Genomic DNA, 17,424 nt, shown 5'->3' with positions numbered 1-17,424 from the left:
TTTATAACTCCAGTGCAAGGCGAACTAATTCGGCGATTTTTAGATTCGTGTAGGCGATCGGAAAAACTTGGGTCACAAAACCATCTCCATCGTAGAAAATTTGCATTTTGACATTGCCTACGTCTGATTTGAGATAGTAAAATTGGTGGTAATCGTGGTGTTCAATTCCCCAAATCGCTATTTTGTGTGAGTCTAATTTTGCTTTTATGATATCTCGAATAGTTTGCTGAAATTCATTTCCCGATCGCAGTTTTGATGTAATAAAATCGCGCACTAAATCTGCAAATTCAATCGGATCCGATTTTACTTTTTCAATTCGCGTTACCTGAAATTTTCCATTATAATGCAAGCGAAGAGAACAGGAAGCTTTACCATCTTCCGAACCAAATTCGTAGACTTCCTGATAACTATTATGCTTGTATGAATTTACTTGAATCCGATGGAATCTGAGAATTTCCACGAGATACAAGTAAAGATTTTTTAAAGATTTTTCGGGGATCGGAAAACCCGAAATATTTGTATTCCCTGCTGCGGAATCCGGATCGAATGCAATTAAATCCTTAAACACTACTGAATTGAGCTGGCATTTACTGTCGTTCCAAGTTGTTTTAAGAAATGGTGTAATCGAGGGGAAATTCAACAAAAAAAGTTTATTTTTAGTTACAAAAAACAAGGTATAAACCCATCGAAAATAAGCGGCATTTGTTTGTCCCTGGCCGGTATCCATATTCGCGATCGCCGTCTTAAACTGCTGTCCCTGGGCGCGATGCAGAGTCAGCGCGTAGCCAAACCTCAGACGGGCTGCGTTTAAGTGCGGATCGCTGCGTAGAAACTTTGCTAATTCGTTAGATTTATCCGATCCCTCTGATTCTATTACCTGTTTCTGTTGTTGTCTAAATCTGCTGATTGCTGAAACCTGCAGAGCGATAAGTGTGTCCTTATCAAGTTCTGGCTTTTCTGCATACAAATAATCTCTCAGACAGTAAAATTCGACCTCTTTCCCATTCTCAATTAACCGCACTCGAAGACGCATAAAAATCACCTTAATTGGCTGTTCGCGTCCTTTCAGCGGTTGGCTTAAGGGTGAAGTATTGGGATAAACTTCCAGGACTTCAGCAAAAGAGTTGTTTGATATATAAGTTGGCTCTTGCTGTTGTCTATCTAGTGCGACAGGGCTGTTGTGGATATGTACGATATCACCTGCAACAATGTCTTTACCTAAACCCAAATACTCTTGTCTAACCTGATTGTTGATGCGGTTAACCGATTCGTTGGTGAAAACTATAAATTTGGTGAACCGACAATCTTCCTGAAATACAGCCTTCGATACTTCCTGTTCGCGATCGCGATCGACTATTTGGATGCAATTCGAGTCATCGGCGATAGTTGCGAGCTGATTAAATCGGGCACAGTGTATACTTTGAGCAATTTGTTGACAATTTCTGACAAACAAATTTTGCTCTTGTCCTGGAAGTATAAAATCAAGATTGATTTGCTCTATCTCACCGCCGATCGCAGCCTGCAAACGCTCGTAAGACAGTGCAGATTCATCAATTTTACCTCTCGTTAGCTGGAACATATCGCCCATAAAAATCACCTGTCTTTTCGTCTTTTCGATCTCCGTATATTCCAAAAAATCTGTAAGGAGTTGTCCGCTACCGTAACGAAAAACATCATTTTCAAACGGTGAATTAGATATCAAATGGGCATCACCGACAATGTAGACTTGTTGCTCTGTATCCTGATTTTTGTTCAATCCATAGATCAGCAGATCCTTCTCTACTTTATAGTTTTTCGTGAAGATATGCGAGTAAATACTCTTTGATTCAACTGAATAAAGCGATGCAATCTTACTGTTAGGCGCAAGTACCGAGCAATTTCGCCTTAAGGATCTAGATTTATCTGCAATCGCTTTTTGCAGAAGATGCAAACCTGTTCCCATCATCCCAGTAATGATTAAAATCTTCTTTGAAGAACCTAAAAATTGCTCGATCCTAGAAACTACAGATTCTAAAGAATTAGGCAACTCAAATTTAGCAGTATCAACTGCTGATAAAGAGTCAGTAATTGCTTTATTACCCCATCCGGGAGGAACATAATCAGGAATAGAAAAATGTTGAACTATCTTTGCTAAATCTTGATAAGAAAGATTGATTTCTCGGCTAGTAATTTGAGATAACCGCTGTATAGTACCAGCGAAGTCAACAACATGAAACCACCTTTCAATATTAGGCGGTAGCTGTTCTTCGTCAAAGGTAATAGGTTTGTGAAAAAGCACCAACCCAGATATATATCCTAAATTTGGTTGTCTATCTGACGAAAAGCTAATTCTTTTTAAACTGTTGAGTAGCGCAAATTTGTTATCTCTGACTTGAATAAATGGATTTGGCTTGCTTCCCCCTCTAACCTGAACTTCCCCCGCAAGCCACAGTCCATTTTCTGAAAAAGTAATATTTCCCCCATAGTCTTTGAACTCGATGACAGTAATGCTGTTTCTTTTCATAACTGCTGCATCAATTTCGCTTCCATCACAGTAGAAATTTCCTAACAGAATTATTAAATCATCCGAATCGGCCCATACCCGTTTCAATTCGTTTGCTAAAGCATCAAAAATCCGATTTTCATGGGTTGTCCCGTAAGCGTGCGTTCTATATACCTGAACAGTCATAGCTCGATCGCGATTAACTTTACTAGCCGAATATTCTCACAGGTTGAACACCGTTAGCAAGAGTTTTCAGGAAAAAGCAATTTTTCTCAGTAATTCCAGTAAGTAGCTCATTTATTTTGTAGCTTATGTTACTATTTAACAGCCGATTGCTTACAGATTCCAGGAGTGCAGAGACGATCGCAATCCTGGAATCTGTGAACCTTTGCCACAAGGCTAATCCGGGGTTTGGACTAGAATCGGCACGCCGGCAGACACAGGAGTCACCTCGGCGCGTGCAGTGCCTGTTGATACTGGTCGATCGGGCTAACAGCTTAACTCATCCGTACCACTAAAAAACGCAGATGATATGGCAATCACCTGCGTTAACCTGCGGTTGAATTAAACAGGATTTACGCACTCCGACAAAGAAGCCGAGTTTTTTCTGAATCTATCGCATACAGCAAAGTATTCTCGTAAAAACCCGGTTTCTAGGCCCCGTGCAAACCCTTTTAAACTGAAGCTGCAGCCTTCTCTAAAGGCAGCACTTGACTGAGAAATTTGTGCAGTTGCTCACCTTCCACCACCTCAGTTTCCAACAGTTTCTGCGTAATTGTTTCCAACAATTCCCGATTAGCTTTCAGAATATCCAAAGCTTGCTGATGTGCAGTTTCGACAATTTCCTTCACTTCTTGGTCGATCGCCTCCGCAGTTTGAGCACTTACCGCACGGCGGGCATTTCCCATACCATCATTGAGGAACATTGCTTGTTGACCTCGATCGTAAGCAAGAGGCCCCAAAACCTTACTCATCCCGTAAGTTGTCACCATCCGTTCAGCTAAATCCGTCGCCCTTTGCAAGTCGTTGGAAGCGCCAGTAGTAATGCTACCAAACACCACTTCCTCAGCCGATCGCCCGCCCAGCAAAGTTGCAATTTGACCGCGCAATTCCGACTCATCCAACAAGAAACGGTCTTCAGTCGGTACTTGCAACGTGTAACCCAATGCAGCCATACCGCGCGGGACGATCGAGATTTTTGACACTTCGCCGCCGCCCGTCATCGCAGCACCAACCATCGCGTGCCCGACTTCGTGGTAAGCTACAATCTTTTTCTCTTTTTCATTGAGCACCCGGCTCTTCTTTTCCAAGCCCGCCACAACGCGCTCAAATGCCTCTAAAAAGTCTTCCTGTGCCACAGCGAGGCGCTTGTTACGCGCCGCTAGCAAGGCAGCTTCATTGACCAAATTTGCCAAATCTGCGCCCGAAAAACCGGGGGTGCGAGTGGCGATCGCCTTCAAATCAATATCCGGGCCCAACTTCACTGTTTGAGAGTGAATGTTCAAAATTGCTTCGCGGCCAGATAAATCCGGGCGATCGACCAAAACTTGGCGATCGAAACGGCCAGGGCGTAACAAAGCAGCATCCAAACTTTCCGGGCGGTTAGTTGCAGCGAGAACAATTACCGTAGTATTGCCCGCCGCAAAACCGTCCATTTCAGTTAACAATTGATTGAGAGTTTGTTCGCGTTCATCATTCCCCCCGAAGCTAGCGTTACTGCTACGAGATTTGCCGATCGCGTCCAACTCATCAATGAAAATAATACAAGGAGCCTGCTTCTTAGCCTGCTCGAATAAATCTCTAACCCTTGCAGAACCAACACCAACAAACAGTTCCACAAACTCCGAACCCGAGATACTAAAAAACGGCACTCCCGCTTCACCAGCCACTGCTTTTGCTAACAAAGTTTTGCCAGTTCCCGGAGGCCCGACTAACAGCACACCCTTCGGAATTCTCGCGCCAATTGCGGTATATTTGTCGGGAGTTTTCAGGAATTCCACAACTTCGACTAATTCAGTTTTAGCCTCTTCTACGCCGGCTACGTCAGCAAAAGTAATCTTCGCAGATTCACCTTCCACGTAGACCTTAGCTTTACTTTTGCCGATCGACAGCGCACCCTGTGGCCCACCACCGCCCCGGTTCATAAAAAATTGAAAAATCGCCACAAAAATCAGCGGCGGAATCACCCAGCTCAAAACACTGCCAATCCAGCCATTTTTAGAAGGAGGAGTTGCCGCAAATTCAACGCCTTTTTCTTGCAAAAGTTTAGGCAGATCCAAGTCAAAAATGGGCGTAGTTGACAACACTTGACCTGGTTTGTCGTTTTCGCCTTTGAGTTGGTAGCGAATTTCATTTTGTCCTACCGAAGCTCGCACTACATCTTGTTCTTGGACTTGATGCACGAACAAGCTGTAAGGAACTCGCGGAATTTGCTCCCCAAACAAGTTGGGCAAAAAGATATTTGCCAGCAGAAACACACTTGAGAGCAATAACAAAATATTGCTAATTAATCGAAAACGAGGTAGTTTGGGCTGGTCTTTAATTGCCATTGATAACGGTTATCCTTTTTTGATTGAAACCTGTTTTATTCATTTATTTTCTCATCAAATATGTACAAAGTGCGTTGGCGGATTTCCTCACTCGATCGGGTGGGTTAACCGGACATCAGTGATTTAGGATTGAAAACGAACCGCTTTCGAGGCGAAGACACAAAGGAATAGAAAAAGAAAACAGACTTGTTATTGCCAATTATTAATAGTTAGGGTGATTGATTAGTTCACAATCCCTTGAACATTCTCTCTCTTTTCTTACTTCGCGAGCTTTGCGTCTTCGCGGTTCGACCTAGCAGTGATTTAGGATTAAAAACAAACCGTGAAGACACGAAGACACAAAGGAATAGAAGAAGAAAACAGACTTGTTATTGTCAATCATTAATAGTTATGGTGGTTTATTAGTTCACAAGCCCTTGAACATTCTCTCTCTTTTCTTACTTCGCGAGCTTTGCGTCTTCGCCGTTCAATTTAGTAGAATTCTAGCTAACCGCCAGACACATTCTTAGCAAACTCTTCGCGTCCAGAAACCAAATTAGCCGGAACGCCGTTAGGGTAATTTTGGGCGATTAAAGCTTGCAACTTTTGAACTCGGTTTTCAGGGTTGGGGTGAGAACTTAAAAACTCTGGTGCTGCTTCGCCATTCCTAGCAGCACCGAGAATTTGCATCAACTCAACAATACCTCTAGGATCGTAACCCGCCTCGGTCATAAACCGAAAACCGAGCTGATCGCTCTCAAGTTCATCCGATCTACCGTAGCGCAAACTCACAACTTGATTGACAGCTTGAGCAATTAATGCCGCCTGCTGGCCGCCACCGCGTTCGTCGCTAGCAGCCACCCCAACCGCCGTTACCAAAGACCTGCCCAACTGCTGTTTTGCCAAGTGTTCCGCAGCGTGTCGCCCGATAACGTGACCGGCCTCGTGTCCCAGTACACCAGCCAACTGAGCCTCGGAATTCAGCCGCCGCAGGAGTCCGGCGGTAATGAAAACTTGTCCCCCCGGAAGAGCAAAAGCATTGACAGTTTTGGGGTCTCGCAGCAGGTAGAATTGAAACGGATAACCTGCTTTTTTGGCCTCCGAACCGTTGACAACTTTTTTTCCTACTCGATCGACATACTGCTGAATACTCTGGCTGGGATAAAGCCCCCCGTATTGAGCCGCCATTTTGTCTCGCGCCTGCAATCCCAAAACTACCTCTTGGCGCTGTGAAAGCTGCACCCGTTGTTTCTCTCCGGTAACAGGATTTTCTACGTTGCTGCTAAAATAGGTAATTGCGCCAAAAAATGCCATTAACAGCCCGATCGCAGCGCGGAATAAAAATTTGTTCACAGGCGTTTACCTAAAAAGTTTCGCCAGTAAGTTACCATACTGACAGCTACTTTTACATCTATCTGAAGTATTAATCATCGAAAGTTGTTAGATTTTTTTTTGGATAATTTGCGAACAAGGCTTTTTTGAACGAACCAGACGCAGTACGCAAAGTGGCGCGTAAGCGCTAGGACATTAAGAAAGAGAAGAAGAGAAAAAGAGCAGAAGATAAGAACATTATAGTTGTGAATAGTTAGTTAATAGTTACTTAATGGTTATTAGTTCAACATCGCTTGAAGATAATCTCGCTCTTTTTTCCCCTCTTCCCTCTTCCCTCTTCCCTCTTCCGACGGACTTACATCCGTTACATCCGTTACATCCGTTACATCCCGTACATTGCTCGTTGCCGAACTTCCCTCTTCCTTCTTCCGACGGACTTACATCCGTTATATCCGTTACATCTGTTACATCCGTTACATCCCATACATTGCTCGTTGCTGAACTTCCCTCTTCCTTCTTCCTTCTTCCCTCTTCCTTCTTCCTTCTTCCTTCGCAATGTAATGCAATATGTTTCAAGCTACTCGCCGCCGCCTTGCTATTTGGTACACTGCCGTTACTGCGGTGTTATTACTATTGTTCGCCACGGGTTTCTATTTCTACGTCCGCAATACTTTGATCGATCGCATTGACGATACTCTAAATCATGTTGTGGAAGTAGTAGAACGCACACTTGTGATCGAACCAATAATTTTTGGTACTGCTCCAACTAAGTCTCAAGTGAATATTCAAGCCAGTTTTCGAGACAGCAGCGATTCTGTAGAAGATGACCACATCGATTTAGAATGGTTCAGTCCTACGGGCGATTTGCTGTGGTCTACTTTGTCGGAACCGCTGAATATTCCGATTAACGCTAACCGCACCGGCGAAACAGTTTGGGTAATTAATAATAAGTTGAACTCAGAGCAAAACTATTCCCTCAGACAAGTCACGCAGCGAGTGGAAATCGGCCGCCAAGTTTTGGGATATTTGCGAGTCAGCCATCCTTGGTTTGAAGTGACAAAACCGATCCGCCAATTAATTTTTGATTTGATTTTGGGGACTGGTTTAACTTTAATTGGCGTGGCGGCTATTGGCTGGTTGCTGTCGGGATTGGCGATCGCACCGGTGCGGGAATCTTACGGCCGTCTCAAACAGTTTACCGCCGATGCTTCCCACGAACTCAGAAATCCGATCGCCACTATTCAAACTAACGTACAAGTAGCTTTGGCGGAACCGGATATCGAACCGCAGCAACACCAACAGCTACAGGTAATCGAACGCCTGACGCGCCGTTTGGGGCGGTTGGTTGACGATTTGCTGTTTTTAGCCAGACAAGACAGCGGTATCCTGCAGCAGCAGTGGGTTGAGGTTCCCCTCGACGCTTTGTTGATAGAAGTAATTGAGGAACAACAGGCCATCGCCCGACACCAAAATCTCTCTCTTTCCCTCGAAATTATCGATTCCCCCAAGCTTGAAGATAACTTTACAGTTGTGGGCGACTGGGATCAGCTAGCGCGAGTATTTACCAATCTCGTCAGTAACGCAGTGCAGTACACAGCCTTTGGTGGCGAAATTGAAGTAGAATTGCAGGTTCCAGTCAAAAACAAAAGAAATTCGTCCGCGCTCAATTCTGTACTGCAAATCAAAGTAACAGACACCGGCATCGGTATTTCCCCGGAAGCGCTACCGCATTTGTTCGATCGATTTTACCGCGCCGATCCCGCCCGCACCCACAGCAGCGCCGCCGGTTCCGGTTTGGGATTAGCCATCACCAAAGCAATTGTCGAAAACCACCGCGGCCAAATCCGCATAGACAGCCAAGTCGATCGAGGAACCGCTGTCACCGTCACCCTCCCCGCCCACCAATCAGCAGAAATCAGCCTCTAACAATCCTCTCTTACCCTCTTCCCATCTTCCCCTTCTGGGCGCCCTCAGCGCCCTCTGCAGTTAAAAAAAATCTACCCCTCAAACCTTGATTCTTCCTAACTCACACCCAAACACAACTATTAAAATTCATTTCCGGCATAGATTACCATGCTATTTGTTAGAAAATCTCGATCGAACTTGTGAGGAGTTACTTATGTTTCGCCACAATCTACCGTTCAAAAAAATCAGCCTGGTAGCAGCCACCTGCGGCGGTTTACTCGTCAGTCTCGCGACACTTACCCAAGCAGGCGGCCCCCCGCCCCAACAAGGAAAACCCGTTTCCGAACCAGAACCCGCGACTGGAAAGCCCGTCAGCGAACCGATGCGCGGTATGAATCCCGACCAGAGCCCGATGCCCTCAGCGCCAGCAGACGCGCCTCCCCGCTTCCCGATGCCCGCCGCGCGACTTACGCCAGCCGAAGGCATGGTAGTAATTAAACTCGTGAATACCACCAATGCCCTGATCAATTATCAAGTCCTAGGAGTCACCCAACCGCGCACTCTAGGCGAACAATCGGAAATTTTGCTTCAAAACCTCAAAGTACCGATCACCCTCACATACCAGCGCCCAGACGGTGGATTGTTGTTAGTTCGCCCCAAAGCCACCGCAATGCCGGGAATGTTGCAAGTAAGTTTTGGCGCTACAACAGACTTGAGCTCCGACACAAAATCGTTAGAAATTCAAGAAGACGGGAGAGTATTTTTGAATTAGTCATTGGTCAGTAGTCATTAGTCATTGGTCAGTAGTCATTAGTCATTAGTCAGTAGTCATTGGTCATTGGTCATTAGTTTAGGACTTACGCCAGCGCTGTCAGAAACCGGGGTTTTTACGATCGTCTTTTGTTGCAGCCCGCAAATTAGATAAAAAACCCGGTTTCTTGGGTTTCGATGCGTCCAGGACTGTAGTTATTGGATGGCAATTACCAATTACCAATGACCCCAGCTCAAATGCCCGCTGACTGCTGACTAATGACTACTTATTAAAAGGCAAACCCTCATTAACTAAATCAATTTCCTCCTGTTCCCTTTCATTAATTTGACCAATGTAAGACTTAAGAATTTGTGCCAGACGGTTGTTGTAAAATCTGTGCAAACTATAATTAGGCATCGCTGGAAAACCGCGCCGTTTTTTGTGCCGCCCGCCCGCACCCGGATCGAAGGTTTCGATACCCCGCTCGATCGCCCATTCGATCGGTGTATAGTAACAAGCATCGAAGTGCAAACAGTCAATTTCCTGCAAACTGCCCCAATAACGCCCGTAAAGTCGATCGCCCTTATACAAACAAAAAGACATACCCACCGGCACTCTGTCATCTTCCTTATCGTAAGCGGCGACAAATAAAACTCGATCGCGATAATTGTGGTGCAACTGTTCAAAAAATCGCTTAGTCAGATACTTGCTACCCCACCAACCAAACTTATCGCAAGTGTTCTCATAAAAAGCATACATTTGAGAAAACATCGGCTGGGGAATGTCATCACCAGTCAGAGTTTTCACCAACAAACCAGCTTGGTCAACAGCTTTGCGTTCGCGCTTGATATTGCGGCGCTGGTTGGCATTAAAAGCGCCTAAATAACCGTCAAAATTTTGATAGCCTTGATTTTGCCAAATATAGCTGTGGTGCAGCCAAGTGCTGAAACCGTGGTTTTCCATGCGCTGCCGCCATACTGGATCGACATAAAGGAAATTGCAGCCAGAGATATTGTGGCGATCGCAAAAATGGTCGATCGCGCTTACCATCACTCCCGTTAACTCATCTTCATCTTCCCCTTCAGCAATCAAAAACCGATAGCCTTCAGCGGGAGTAAACGGCGTCATTCCCATCAACTTCGGATAGTATTGTACACCCAAACGCTGAGCTAAATCAGCCCACTGATTGTCAAACACAAATTCGCCGTAGCTGTGGCTTTTGACATAAAGCGGCGCGCAAGCAATCAACTGTTTGTTGCGCCACACAGTCAAGTGATGCGGCAGCCAACCGGTTTTACCTGACGCGCTACCGGAGATTTCGAGATTGTTCAGCCAATCCCATTCTAGAAATGGAGTTTTGAGGGGCATAGCCAAGGCATCCCACGAGGCTTGGGGGATTTCGCCTATTTTGCTAATCCAGGCTACAGAATATTGAGCTTTTGGCTGTTCCAGCATAGGGAGATTTCTGTGTAGAGCGATCGAACTTCATTTAAGTTAATACAATTATTCGATCGCTGGGAATCGCGATTCGTCAGAAACCGGGTTTTTGGCAACATCTTTGATCGCAGCCACCAGATTCAGCAAAAAACCCGGTTTCTTGGGCCTTGATGTTATACGTGCGGCGATCGATCGACCTTATAATGCAAAAACACCTCTTGTCCCACCTGTTTAACCGCCAAAAGTTCCAATTTCAAAGCCAAATCCGCCAAAAAACCCTTTCCCTCAACAGGAGTCGGTGCATCCGCGCCGCCCAAAATTAATGGGCACACCGTCAACCAAAGTTCGTCTACCAAGCCCGCAGCCAACACAGATGCCACCAATTTTCCCCCGCCCAGAATCGCCAACCGTTTGATACCCAAGCTTGCTAGCTGTTGAAACCCATCAATCCAATCAATCTCTCCACCGGCAGTTTTAGCATAGATAGTGCGATCGAAAATCGAAGGAAGAAGGAAGAAGGAAGAAGGAAGAAGGAAGGAGGAAGAAGGAAGAGGCGAATTACTTGGAGTTTCAATTGCAAATCCTCCCTCTCCCCCAATCTCCCCCTCTCCCCCAATCTCCCCCTCTCCCCCTCTTCCTCTCTCCCCCTCTCCCCCTCTTCCTCTCTCCCCCTCTCCCCCTCTTCCTCTCTCCCCCTCTCTCCCAATCTCCCCCTCTCCCCCTCTCCCTCTCTCCCCCAATCTCCCCCTCTCCCCATCTTCCCCTTCCGCAGTCAGCAGCCATCGCGGCACCGGTTGCTGGAAAAAGCGCAAATTCGGGTCAAATTTCGACGATCGCGAACATACGATTTGCGCCGGTTGTGGGGGCTTCCCGTGCAGTTCTCTCTGTTTGAGCAATTCCGGCGAAATCACTCTCATCGTTGTTCCATAGGCCTGTAAAGTGCCGTTGCCGAACAAAACCGCGTCACTGTCAGCGACTTGTTGTTCGAGGTGGGCTTTGTCGTTGGCAGAACCGAATCTCGCGGGCGATCGGGCTGCATCTGCAATTTTACCGTCAGCACTAATCGCCAGTATTACTGTAGTGTAAGGTCGATCGATTGTATCTATCATTAATTTGTCAAACTTTCCACGGGTGGTCAGAAACCGAGTTTAACGGATGAAAATCCTTCGCAGGCAGCCTGCAGTAAAGGTACAAAACCCAGTTAATGTGGGCTGAGGCATCCAGAACTGTTTATCAAACTTTCGCACCACATCATAACGGCAAAATAGGACACCGCCCCGTTTGCTATTAATCAGTTACAAATTATATTTGTATTATGATGATTTACACCTTAAACGCGCGGATTTTTTGGCTCTAACTGTTGCCTGCAGACTCCTCCGATAGCATTGGAATTATATATTTTAATCATTGATAGTGCGAGCGGATTTGATATCATTAGTCATATCAAATCCTCTCTTAATCGGAATAGTAAATTCACTGTTGACTGTTGACTGTGGACTGTTGACTGTTAACTGTTGACTGTTAACTGTTGACATCATGTATGAGTGCAACCGGAATTGGTATCATTAGTCAGTTTGCGCGATCGCACCATTTTCCTTTCTTCCCTCTTCCCTCTTCCTTCTTCCGACGGACTTACATCCGTTACATCCGTTACATCCCGTACATTGCTCGTTGCCGAACTTCCTTCTTCCTTCTTCCCTCTTGCTTCGCAATTACCAAGGCGAACCGATCATGGTAAAAGCAGCCCAATAATAGGGATGCGACAAATTACGATCGCCCCTGGCAGCCAACTCCGCCGGCAAAGGCAGAGCTTGATTGTTGCCCGATCGCACCAAATAACCATCCTGCAGGCGCACTTCTCCCCGCAGCATCGCCAACTGCGCTTGACGCAAAGCCTCAGCCTTAATCGGCGCGGTACGCAACTGCTGGTAAAACTCAGTCATCAGCCCCAAAGTACCCGCATCGCTGACATACCACAAACTCGCCAGAGCCGATTTTACCCCAGCGTGCACCGCCAACCCCGCAAACCCCAACTCAGCCTGTTCGTCACCCACCGCCGTAGTACACGCACTCAAAACCAACAACTCCACCTGCGGGTTGGATAACTTCAACTGATTCAACTGATTCAACCGCAACTTAGTATCCCAAAACTGAATGTAAGAATTTTCGGCCCCCCCTGGCTGAAAATCGCCGTGAGTCGCTAAATGAATAATTTTGTATTGCGGTTGATTGCGCTTTTCCTTCAAATTTGCCAGAGTAAAAGCTTCATTCAGAAAAGACGAACCAGGCCAAATCTTACCCACAATTGTCGATATTTCCAACGGCACAGCCGGCAGAGGATTTTGATCGTATTTGGCCGGAAATTTCGACGCACCCATCGCCAACACTTCCGAACCCCTAACATCGGCATAGCGAGTATCAGTCAAACTCAAACTGGGAATCAGCCCCAAACTGTACTTTTCTACCAAAAACTGTTTGCCGTCAAAAAGAGCAGCCAAAGGCAAAGTTCGCAAACCGGCATCCATAGAAAACACCAAGGTGTCAATTTTGTTAGCCTCCAATTCCGGTTGCAGCGGTGCAATTAACCACTGATAAAGTTCCTGGGCTGGTGCTTTATAATCAGCAGTATTCAATCTCCGAGGAGTTCTCACAGCATTAGTGAATTCTTTGGCCACTTCCAACACAGTCTCGCGGCTTACAGACACGGTTTTAAAAACACTTTTGCCATCGGGCAAAAATAACATAAGTTCTAAATATTCCTGTTGCGCCCACACATAAACAATCGCCGGCTTAACCCCTGTCAAACGATCGACACTGCTGAGAGTCTCTCGAATACTTTGCGGCGTGACCGACTTTTGAGCGATATTGCCACCAAAATAACGCTCAAATTCCTGGCCCTGAATTCTATCCCTTTGCTGCACAGCGTCGATCGGACTTATTTGCATCGCACTCGATCGAGAAATCTCAGGAACCCTCACATTTCCGATACTTTCTATATTTCCACCACTCGCGGGCTTCTGTGCTGTCGCCGCGCTGCCGTTTGCTGTCGCCGCAGGCGCGGCCCCATCGGCATTTAACACCCGCGACGACAGCAGTACAGGGGAGGATGAGGAGGGGGAGTCAGTTTCGTTCGGCAGCACCTCAATAGACCCAGCAGCAGGTTCTGGCGAGACATTTGCGGTACTGCTCTTGGGCCCAGACGCGGAGGGGGGCTGAACGACAATTTGTTGAGAAGTGCCTGTAGTTTTCAGTTCCACAGTGGTAGTTTCTGCCGGACTCGGCACGATCGCCAGCGGTGTCCCAGTTGACAATTCCCCAGTCGTCGGCTTCGAGTTTCCCGCCGCCACAGTCGTCGCCTTGCAGTTTCCTGAGCGGCAAGCGCTTTGCAGCAACGTCAGCGAACCGGATCGCACCTGCCCGTCTGTAGAAATGCTAACGCTCGATGTGCGATCGGCAGTCGTTCCAGTTCCCGCCGCCCGAAACACTCCTCCCGCATCGATTGCGACATCGCCGCCGGTATTGCCGCGAGCTTTGATCGAAGCAACTTCAACATCTTTGAGCCCGTTAATCTCGATCGAACCGGCACTTCCCGACTCCGAACTCGAATTGACAGCCCCCGTCACGATCTGGCCGGGTGCGGCGATCGAGATATTGCCACCGTTTTTGGCACCGAAAGCATTGACATTGCCCGCTGCTACCCCACCGGCGCTGCGGATGTTGATATCGCCCCCCGCCCCGTTCGCCGATCGAGATGAAACAACACCAGCAGTTAAGCTACCCTGACTGCTAGTGATGTTAATCCCCCCATTCGAGGTAACGTCTCCGACAGCGACAGTACCTGCGATCAGAGAAATTGTGGCGTTATCAGTACCGGCGATCGCACCCGTTCCCGCGATCGCGCCCTGGCCAAAAGGCGATCGGATCGTCGTCGAGTCTTGAAATGTCACCGCCGGGACTGGTGTAGAATTTGTTGAATTTGGTGCTGTTGTGGGCGGAACAATAGTTATCATGCCGCTACCGTCAGCACGGCCAATCGCTACGGAAGTAAACCCGTTCCGCAGCGAGTTCAATTTTGCAGCAGTCAAGTCCAAAGCCTCAGTCTCAGCAGCACCGGCAATAGTAATATTCTGAGCCGGATCGGACGGTTGCAGCACCAAATTGCCGTTGCTGGCGATCGAATTCTTACCGCCCGTCAAATCAATTTCATTACCTGTCAGAGTAATATTTCCCCCTGTTTGCGAACCGCCAGCTTCGATCGCCCCTGCTGTCACTCCCGCACCGCCAGTCAGCGTCACGTTACCCCCGCGATCGCCCTTAGTGTCGATCGAGCCTGCAGTCACCCTACCCTCTGCCGTAACGCTCACATCACCAGCCGACGTGCGCGGCAGCTTGGAAGAATTGACAGAAGTGCTGATGCTGGGGGGAGTTCCCGTGCGTAGCTGACCGGTTGTCACATTCCCCGTCGTGCTATTGATGCGAATTTCTTGATTGTTGGTAGTGATATTTCCGATGCGAATATTGCCGTCAGCTTTCAGAGTAATTGAGGCATCGTCAGCCCCAGTCAAAGAATTTGTAGTAGCAATTGTTCCCAAACCCGCCGGCGATTGAATAATTAGCGGGTCATAAAATGTGAAATCATTAGCAATCAAAATCGCACCGGTACCGTTGCTGCGACCGATCGTAATTCCAGCAAACCCATTTTGCAAACTTCGGAGGTCGTTTGCTGTCAGATTCAAATAAATATTAGTACCGACATCTCCTAAACCGCCCACCGCAATATTTTGACCCGGGTTCCAAGGCTGCATTACCAAAAAGCCAGTACCGCCGATCGAATTATTGCCACCAGTCAAATTAATTTCATTACCAGTCAAAGTAATGTTTCCAGAACCCCCTGCGATCGAGCTCACTCCCAGAACGTTCCTAGCCGTCAAAGTTACATTTGCCGCAGATTTAGAGCCGCTAGCATCAATTTTTTGGACTGTGACGTTTTGGCCTTCCAGCAAAATATTTCCGCTAGTACCGCTGCTAGAATTAGATGCCGAAATATTGTTTGCAACCGTTGTTCCCGGACTTGTTAAACTAATATTTCCGCCGTTGCTCGACAAATTGCCCGCCGTAATTTGACTTCCCTCCAGGGCGATCGTGCCGCCAGCCGTGCTAATTGTATCTCTAGGATTCATCGAAAAAGCACCAGCACCGCTGCGATCGGCATCTGCCGTGAATGTCACCGAACCAGTAGTGGCCGCAAAGCTCAACTTACCGTCCGCCAAATCAGCAATTTTAATATCGTTGAGCGCTTCCAGAACCACATTTGCCGTCCCCGACAGACTTTCCAAAGCTCTAGTAGAAATTGTCAGCGAAGCATCGGAATTGTTTTGCCCTTCCGATGGAGTTCCTGCCAAAATATTATTGTTAGCAATAATTTCCGCATCACCCGCCGCTGCTTCGGAATCTGTAATTAAAATATTCTCCGGGTCAAGCAGCAAAGTCCCCAAACCGTTTGTGCCGGAAGTATCGACATTACCGTTAAAAATCAATCTTTGCTTGCCCGAAACTTCCACAAACCCGCCAATACCACCGCTGCCGCCAGTTGTAGAAACGCCCGTCGCGCTGATGCTGCCCAAAAATGCTGCCGTGTTGTCCGCCCAGACAAAAACTCTGCCGCCGTTACCGGACTCTGTGGCGTTGGCGGCGATCGAACTTTTGCCATCCACATAAGTCATCGTCGCATTCGGCACAGTTCCCTCGCCCCGGTAATCTCCGCCGATCCGCACCGTTCCGCCGCCGTCTGCCCCCGAAGCATCAATCTTCGCTCCTAATAGCCCTACCTTGTCGCCCAACACGTTGATACTGCCTCCCGCGCCCCCCCTGGCAGACACGTCTGCAGCACCCGATATCAGCGCAGTTCCTGCCATTGCAGGCACTGTTTGGCCGGCAGTCAGTACGACTTCACCGCGATCGTTCACAGTTACACCCGTAGCCTCAGCAACGCCTTGCCCCGAAAGCAGTCGAGGCAAACTCAGGGGAGAAAAAGGCAGAGTTGTCGAACCCGACACTCCCGCACCCGGAGTAAATTCTAAACTCAGCAAAAGTCCGTTTTGACTCAACCGCACCCGATTTTCGCCGGGGACGGCCGCCACAGTAATTTGACCGCCTGGGGCTGAAAGTTTCCCCGTACTGATGACAGTACCGCCCAGCAAAGTCAAATTTTGCCTGCTTCCCACAGCTAAATCGCCGGCATTGACAATACTCCCCGACTGCGCGCCAAAAGCAAAAGTATTAGGCTCTCCGACGAGGGCCGCGTAGTCGTTCGCCCCGGTGCCGTTGAACCAGCCGCTGTCAAAACCGATACCGCTAGCGGTGGTAGCAAAAAAAGACCCGGACACGTCGAGTCGGGCATTGGTTCCGAAAATAATCCCTGCGGGGTTCATCAGGTACAAGTTAGAATTGCCGCCGCTAACTTGAATTAAACCGTTAATTAACGAAGCGTCGCCGCCGACAACGCGGCCGAGGATATTTTTAATGGTTGGATTGGAGATAAAATTGGCTGTTTCCCCAGAATTCAAACCAAATCGAGTAAAACTGTGGAACAGATTTGCTCCGTCTCGCGAGGCTGTCCCGCCTGTAATGTCGTAGCGAGCTCCCGGTTTTGGGGCGATGGCGGTGCCGGTGCTGTCTGCTGCTGGAACGATCGATTGTGCTGCGGCAATTTGAGATTGGGGATAAATTGCCACAATTACCCATCCGCTGCTGTTTTCTTTGAGGAAAACCAGGTTGGGCAAAAAATCTAATATCAAAAATCCAGCAAGGGGAATTGCTGCCAGAATCGATCGCACAGCACGTTGAGCATTCATAGGTTTGCCTCGATCTAGACTTAAATTTGAGTTAAAAATGGAGATTTTAGCTAAAAAAGAGTCGATCGCACCCCAATGCTGACACTTCCTAACGCTAGCTCTCGATCGCAAATTTCCAATTTTCAGTCTAATTTT

Annotated in this window: 10 protein-coding genes; 2 read left to right on the top strand and 8 right to left on the bottom strand. The window is 47.5% G+C overall.

Annotation, left to right across the window (positions count from 1 at the left end; genetic code table 11):
* Window position 1 precedes the first annotated feature (1 nt).
* From QT998_RS10970 to QT998_RS10955, 4 genes are all read right to left on the bottom strand, one after another.
* Window positions 2-2,668: an NERD domain-containing protein gene (locus QT998_RS10970; protein ID WP_333114610.1), complete on the bottom strand. Its 2,667-nt coding sequence runs from the start codon at window positions 2,666-2,668 to the stop codon at window positions 2-4.
* A 488-nt stretch (window positions 2,669-3,156) separates the two neighbouring features.
* A complete protein-coding gene (ftsH4, locus tag QT998_RS10965) occupies window positions 3,157-5,031 on the bottom strand; it encodes an ATP-dependent zinc metalloprotease FtsH4 (protein WP_333089399.1) in 1,875 nt (624 codons plus the stop codon).
* Between the two features lie 486 nt (window positions 5,032-5,517).
* Window positions 5,518-6,363, bottom strand: a complete 846-nt coding sequence (locus tag QT998_RS10960; RefSeq protein WP_194066649.1) for a M48 family metalloprotease — start codon at window positions 6,361-6,363, stop codon at window positions 5,518-5,520.
* A gap of 243 nt (window positions 6,364-6,606) precedes the next feature.
* Complete coding sequence (locus QT998_RS10955) at window positions 6,607-6,918, bottom strand: hypothetical protein (RefSeq protein WP_333089401.1); 312 nt, start codon at window positions 6,916-6,918, stop codon at window positions 6,607-6,609.
* Between QT998_RS10955 and QT998_RS10950 the strand changes: the two genes are divergently transcribed.
* Together QT998_RS10950 and QT998_RS10945 are read left to right on the top strand one after the other, a co-directional pair.
* Window positions 6,910-8,268: a sensor histidine kinase gene (locus QT998_RS10950; protein WP_333089403.1), complete on the top strand. Its 1,359-nt coding sequence runs from the start codon at window positions 6,910-6,912 to the stop codon at window positions 8,266-8,268. The genes QT998_RS10955 and QT998_RS10950 overlap by 9 nt on opposite strands.
* 193 nt (window positions 8,269-8,461) lie before the next feature.
* Window positions 8,462-9,019, top strand: a complete 558-nt coding sequence (locus tag QT998_RS10945; RefSeq protein WP_194066647.1) for a hypothetical protein — start codon at window positions 8,462-8,464, stop codon at window positions 9,017-9,019.
* 261 nt (window positions 9,020-9,280) lie between these two features.
* Here the strand turns inward: QT998_RS10945 and QT998_RS10940 are convergent, their stop codons facing one another.
* The 4 genes from QT998_RS10940 to QT998_RS10925 form a co-directional block, all read right to left on the bottom strand.
* Window positions 9,281-10,453: a GNAT family N-acetyltransferase gene (locus tag QT998_RS10940; protein ID WP_194011491.1), complete on the bottom strand. Its 1,173-nt coding sequence runs from the start codon at window positions 10,451-10,453 to the stop codon at window positions 9,281-9,283.
* A 155-nt stretch (window positions 10,454-10,608) separates the two neighbouring features.
* On the bottom strand, window positions 10,609-11,544 hold the full coding sequence (locus QT998_RS10935; RefSeq protein ID WP_333217994.1) for a RibD family protein: 936 nt from the start codon (window positions 11,542-11,544) through the stop codon (window positions 10,609-10,611).
* 456 nt (window positions 11,545-12,000) lie between these two features.
* Window positions 12,001-12,147, bottom strand: coding sequence for a hypothetical protein (locus QT998_RS10930; RefSeq protein ID WP_333114602.1), 147 nt, complete (start codon window positions 12,145-12,147; stop codon window positions 12,001-12,003).
* On the bottom strand, window positions 12,148-17,289 hold the full coding sequence (locus QT998_RS10925; RefSeq protein WP_333114601.1) for a CHAT domain-containing protein: 5,142 nt from the start codon (window positions 17,287-17,289) through the stop codon (window positions 12,148-12,150).
* Window positions 17,290-17,424: the final 135 nt, after the last annotated feature.

Origin of the sequence: Microcoleus sp. S1D4, from assembly GCF_036700765.1 — a bacterium.
In the GTDB taxonomy this organism is placed as follows: Bacteria; Cyanobacteriota; Cyanobacteriia; order Cyanobacteriales; family Microcoleaceae; genus Microcoleus.
This window is presented reverse-complemented; position numbering and strand designations above follow the sequence as displayed.

What these genes read in the sequence shown, in the direction of transcription:
- QT998_RS10945 (WP_194066647.1), top strand. Translation starts at nt 8,462, where the DNA reads ATGTTTCGCCACAATCTACCGTTCAAAAAAATCAGCCTGGTAGCAGCC.
- QT998_RS10970 (WP_333114610.1), bottom strand. Translation starts at nt 2,668, where the DNA reads ATGACTGTTCAGGTATATAGAACGCACGCTTACGGGACAACCCATGAA.
- ftsH4 (WP_333089399.1), bottom strand. Translation starts at nt 5,031, where the DNA reads ATGGCAATTAAAGACCAGCCCAAACTACCTCGTTTTCGATTAATTAGC.
- QT998_RS10940 (WP_194011491.1), bottom strand. Translation starts at nt 10,453, where the DNA reads ATGCTGGAACAGCCAAAAGCTCAATATTCTGTAGCCTGGATTAGCAAA.
- QT998_RS10925 (WP_333114601.1), bottom strand. Translation starts at nt 17,289, where the DNA reads ATGAATGCTCAACGTGCTGTGCGATCGATTCTGGCAGCAATTCCCCTT.
- QT998_RS10935 (WP_333217994.1), bottom strand. Translation starts at nt 11,544, where the DNA reads ATGATAGATACAATCGATCGACCTTACACTACAGTAATACTGGCGATT.
- QT998_RS10950 (WP_333089403.1), top strand. Translation starts at nt 6,910, where the DNA reads ATGTTTCAAGCTACTCGCCGCCGCCTTGCTATTTGGTACACTGCCGTT.